Source organism: Mangrovibacterium sp., from assembly GCF_041596335.1.
In the GTDB taxonomy this organism is placed as follows: domain Bacteria; phylum Bacteroidota; class Bacteroidia; order Bacteroidales; family Prolixibacteraceae; genus Mangrovibacterium.
In genome coordinates, this window is record NZ_JBFHIT010000104.1 from 1 (window position 1) to 4580 (window position 4580).

Here is a 4580-nt window from a genome sequence, read left to right on the forward strand (position 1 = left end):
AATACACCTGTGAAGGCGATTGGTCGGGAGCGTCATACTGGTACGAGTTGTTGGCTTTGGCTGACGAAGGCGAGATTGTATTGCCAAACCTGCAACTCATGAGCCTTCAGGGCGACTGCGCCATTGCCCCTTGGTTTAAACCTTTTGGGGTTGAAAGCGAAGCGACCGCAGATGGCATTGTGATTCGAAAAACAGCCAACATTCAGCCCAAAAAACTGAACCTTGATTTTCTGGAAAACCCGGATATCGCACAGACCATGGCAGTACTTTGTGTCATGAAAAAAGTACCGTTCCACTTCACCGGCTTGGAAACGCTGAAAATTAAAGAAACAAACCGTATCGCGGCTTTACAAGACGAACTGTCAAAATTCGGCGCTCGCCTCGATGAACCAAAACACGGTGAACTTAGCTGGGATGGCTCATTCCCTTTCAAAGTACAAGATGTGCCACTCATCCTGACCTATCACGACCACCGCATGGCATTAGCTTTTGCTCCGGCTGCCCTATTCTACCCAATTGAAATAGACGAACCGATGGTCGTTACAAAATCCTATCCTGCTTATTATGAGGATTTAAAACTAGTTGGCTTCGACATAAAACAGCTATAACGAGATACAAAGAAAAGACAAGGCAACGAACAGTATTCGTTGCCTTTTTTATTGTTGACATCGAAACTTGATTTCTTCAACCGATGAAATTGGAGCGTTCAAAAAAAAACAACCGCGAATTATTAGCAAGGGTTGTTTATCTTCTTTCCCGAAAAAAAGCAGTCATCAAGTCGCCACAATCTTCGGCCATTACTCCCGACACAACTTCTGTTTTAGGATGAAGACCTTTTGGTGCAAATTTCGAAAATCCCCGTTTTTCGTCGCTGGCTCCGTAAACCAACCGGCCTAATTGAGCCCAGCCAAGCGCTCCGGCACACATCACACAAGGTTCCAGTGTAACATACAAGGTACATTCGTTCAGATATTTTCCACCGAGCAAATTGGCCGCTGCTGTAACAGCCTGCATTTCAGCGTGCGCAGTAACATCAGTCAACGTTTCTGTTAAATTATGGGCTCTGGCAATAATCCGGTTATTGGCAACAATCACCGCTCCAACCGGTATCTCACCTTTCTCGTAAGCTTGTTGTGCTTCCTGGAAAGCACGTTTCATAAAATAGACATCATCAAAGGGCTGCATGCTACAATTCAATTCAATATTAATGACAAACCTACCAATTAAATTGCTAAAATCTGCTTATTTTTGCAGCCAAACAAAAAAGAATCAAGCACTATGTACAGAACGCACACCTGTGGTGAACTTCGATTGGAACACCAGGGACAAGAGATTACTCTGGCCGGTTGGATACAGCGAAAACGCGAACTTGGCGGAATGACCTTTGTGGATTTACGCGACCGTTTTGGAATTACTCAGTTGGTTTTTGACGAGAACTCGTCGACCGACTTAAAGGAAAATGTCAAGAAATTAGGTCGTGAGTTTGTGATCCAGGTGGTTGGAACCGTTCGCGAACGTAGCAGTAAAAATAAAAACATCGCCACGGGTGAGATTGAAATTGAAGTAAGCAAACTGAGCATATTGAGCGCATCAGCAGTTCCTCCTTTCACAATCGAAGATGAAAGCGACGGAGGCGATGACATCCGAATGAAATATCGCTACCTGGATTTGCGTCGCAATCCGGTTCGCGAAAACCTGGTTCTCCGCTCCAAAATGGCTCACGAAATTCGCTCGTACCTCATTGAACGGGAATTCATTGAAACGGAAACACCGGTATTGATGAAATCGACGCCTGAAGGTGCCCGCGACTTTGTTGTTCCTTCACGCATGAATCCGGGTGAATTTTATGCGCTCCCGCAATCGCCGCAAATCTTTAAACAACTACTGATGGTAGCTGGTTTCGACCGCTATTTCCAAATTGTGAAATGTTTCCGCGACGAGGATCTTCGCGCTGACCGTCAACCCGAATTCACCCAAATTGACTGCGAAATGTCGTTTGTTGAGCAGGAAGATGTGTTGAATTTGTTTGAAGGAATGACCAAACATCTTTTCAAAACAACGAAGCAGGTTGACATTGACAACTTTATCCGCATGCCCTACGCCGAAGCGATGGCAAACTATGGATCGGACAAACCTGATATTCGATTTGAGATGATGATTAAAGACATCAGCGCGGTTGTTAAAGGACAGGATTTCAAAGTATTCGACGAGGCTGAATACATTGGTGCTATTTGCGCAAAAGGTTGCAGCGAATACACTCGCAAGCAGCTCGACGCTCTGACCAATTGGGTAAAACGCCCACAGATTGGAGCCAAAGGAATGGTTTATTTGAAATACAATACTGACGGCAGCTTAAAATCGTCAGTTGATAAATTCTACAACGAAGCAGAACTTTCAAAATGGGCTAGCGCTTGCCAGGCTGAAGCGGGAGACTTAATTCTGGTACTCTCAGGCGATAAGGACAAGACCTTGAAAGCGCTTGGTGAATTGCGTTTGGAGATGGCAAACCAACTCGGATTGCGCGATAAAAACACTTACAAGGCTTTGTGGGTAGTCGATTTCCCGCTATTGGAATGGGACGAAGAAACCAAGCGCTACTACGCCATGCATCATCCGTTTACGGCTCCAAAACCAGAAGACATTCCACTGCTTGAAACCAACCCGGGAAACGTTCGTGCAAATGCCTACGACCTTGTGATCAATGGAGTTGAAATTGGAGGCGGCTCCGTTCGGATTTTCAACCCCGAATTGCAATCAAAAATGTTTGATTTGCTCGGCTTTACAAAAGAATCAGCTGAGGCGCAATTTGGCTTTTTAATGAGTGCATTCAAATATGGCGCACCACCTCATGCCGGTATCGCGTTCGGATTCGACCGTCTGGTCTCCATGTTTGCCGGTCTGGACAGTATTCGCGACACCATCGCATTCCCTAAGAATAACTCCGGCCGCGATGTAATGAATGATGCTCCATCGCCTATTGCCGACGCACAACTTGATGAACTGCAAATCAGGATTGATTTGAAAGAAAAATAATCGTACACGTAAAACAGATACAAAAACGGAAGCCTTCAAAGCTTCCGTTTTTTTTTTAGGATTGATGCTAAAATTGATCCTCCCGAGCTACTTGCCGGACATTTAACCTGATTTTTAAAGCCTGATAGAAAAGAAAGAGATACAGCTCTCTCGCCAATACAGCCCACAAGTGCCACTTTGCCCTAAACTCGATTAAATTCGACTTAAATATGTTCTGATTTGACTTACCAACGACCCTCTTCGATTAAATTACCTCAACGATCTCGGCATTTGGGTGTCACTAAATACAACATCTAACGACAACCGCAGCCGTTGACTCAATCCGGATACGTTTCAAATAACAACTCAATACCAGGCAAACAAAGCCATTTTTTGAAACAAAAAAAAAGGGAAACTAGATTTAGTTTCCCTTTCGACATATCTGAAAATAAATTATTCAGCGACTGAAGTCTTACGCGACGAGTAGTTAATGTGCAAAGCAGAAGCTTTACGCAATTCCTGTTTGATATCAGTTACGATACCCATTTTTGTAAACTCATCGACTTTCAGTGAAGTAATCATCATTGGCACCTCGGCTTCATCACGAGCTTCACGCTCTGCAGTGATATAGTCAATAATATCAGATGTTTGAGCGAACTGATCGTTCAACTGAATACGAGGTTCTGATCCAAAGATATTTTGATATTGTCTATGAGGTTCTCCCACATAGATATAACTTACCAAGGATTTCTTTTCCAATTTAGAGAGTTCTGTTGCTTCAGGTACTTTAACCTGAACCATCAGAGTAACCTCCCTCATAGTTGTACTAACCATGAAGAAGAACAGCAACATAAACACGATATCAGGCAAAGAGGCTGTCGAAATCGGTGGTAATTCTTTAGAATCGTTTTTTCTAAATTTAGACATCGTTTATCGTCCTCCTACTTTTTTAGGTTCGGCTTCAGAGATCTTAGAAGGATAAATTTCTTTTATCGCATCTTGTTGATCAGCTTCAAGCTTATCGTAACTCTTACCGAATTTTTGTTGTGCTAAATCTTCTCTTAAATCATTGATGGCAGCAACCAACTCGTTTTGTACAGCAATATAGGTTCCGTAGGACGTACCTACGTCATTTCGCAATGAAATCACCCCTTTGGTAATACCAACCTCGCCGAAATATGGAATTTCTTTCATATTCTTTTCAGGAAGGTTAATATCATTGTTCGGATTTGCCATAAATTCTTTGGCTTTATCGCGAAGGTTTTTAACGTCAGTCCATTCACCCTCAACCAAAAGCTGATCCTGAGCATTCACCAACACAACAAAAACGTTCCGTTCTTTAATTGGTGGTGTATCATCGTCAACTTGATCTGGGGGTGGCATTGGCGGAAGTCTACGTTCCAAACCGCTGTCAACATCCATTGTGGTCGTTACCAGGAAAAAGATGAGCAACATAAAGGCAATATCCGCCAAAGATGCTGCTGGTATTTCGGGAATTTTTCTTGCCATAATTAAATTTTTCCTGTATTAGAATCCACTTTGGATTATTTAATAAAACGAGTAACTGA

4 protein-coding genes and 1 pseudogene are annotated in these 4580 nt (G+C 43.1%); 2 read left to right on the top strand and 3 right to left on the bottom strand.

Annotation, left to right across the window (positions count from 1 at the left end):
• Positions 1 to 608, top strand: a pseudogene (locus tag ABZD21_RS19655) (3-phosphoshikimate 1-carboxyvinyltransferase); the annotation flags it as partial.
• A gap of 136 nt (positions 609 to 744) precedes the next feature.
• Here ABZD21_RS19655 and ABZD21_RS19660 read toward each other — a convergent pair.
• On the bottom strand, positions 745 to 1185 hold the full coding sequence (locus ABZD21_RS19660) for a nucleoside deaminase (protein WP_372776838.1): 441 nt from the start codon (positions 1183 to 1185) through the stop codon (positions 745 to 747).
• A gap of 93 nt (positions 1186 to 1278) precedes the next feature.
• On the opposite strand from ABZD21_RS19660, the gene aspS reads away from it, so the two are divergent.
• Positions 1279 to 3033 (top strand): aspartate--tRNA ligase, encoded by a 1755-nt coding sequence (aspS, locus tag ABZD21_RS19665; protein WP_372776839.1) that lies wholly within the window; start codon positions 1279 to 1281, stop codon positions 3031 to 3033.
• 432 nt (positions 3034 to 3465) lie between these two features.
• On the opposite strand, the gene ABZD21_RS19670 is transcribed toward aspS, so the two are convergent.
• On the bottom strand, positions 3466 to 3939 hold the full coding sequence (locus tag ABZD21_RS19670) for an ExbD/TolR family protein (protein WP_372776840.1): 474 nt from the start codon (positions 3937 to 3939) through the stop codon (positions 3466 to 3468).
• A gap of 3 nt (positions 3940 to 3942) precedes the next feature.
• Positions 3943 to 4521: a biopolymer transporter ExbD gene (locus tag ABZD21_RS19675; RefSeq protein ID WP_372776841.1), complete on the bottom strand. Its 579-nt coding sequence runs from the start codon at positions 4519 to 4521 to the stop codon at positions 3943 to 3945.
• Between the last annotated feature and the right edge of the window lie 59 nt (positions 4522 to 4580).

What these genes read in the sequence shown, in the direction of transcription:
- ABZD21_RS19660 (WP_372776838.1), bottom strand. Translation starts at nt 1,185, where the DNA reads ATGCAGCCCTTTGATGATGTCTATTTTATGAAACGTGCTTTCCAGGAA.
- aspS (WP_372776839.1), top strand. Translation starts at nt 1,279, where the DNA reads ATGTACAGAACGCACACCTGTGGTGAACTTCGATTGGAACACCAGGGA.
- ABZD21_RS19670 (WP_372776840.1), bottom strand. Translation starts at nt 3,939, where the DNA reads ATGTCTAAATTTAGAAAAAACGATTCTAAAGAATTACCACCGATTTCG.
- ABZD21_RS19675 (WP_372776841.1), bottom strand. Translation starts at nt 4,521, where the DNA reads ATGGCAAGAAAAATTCCCGAAATACCAGCAGCATCTTTGGCGGATATT.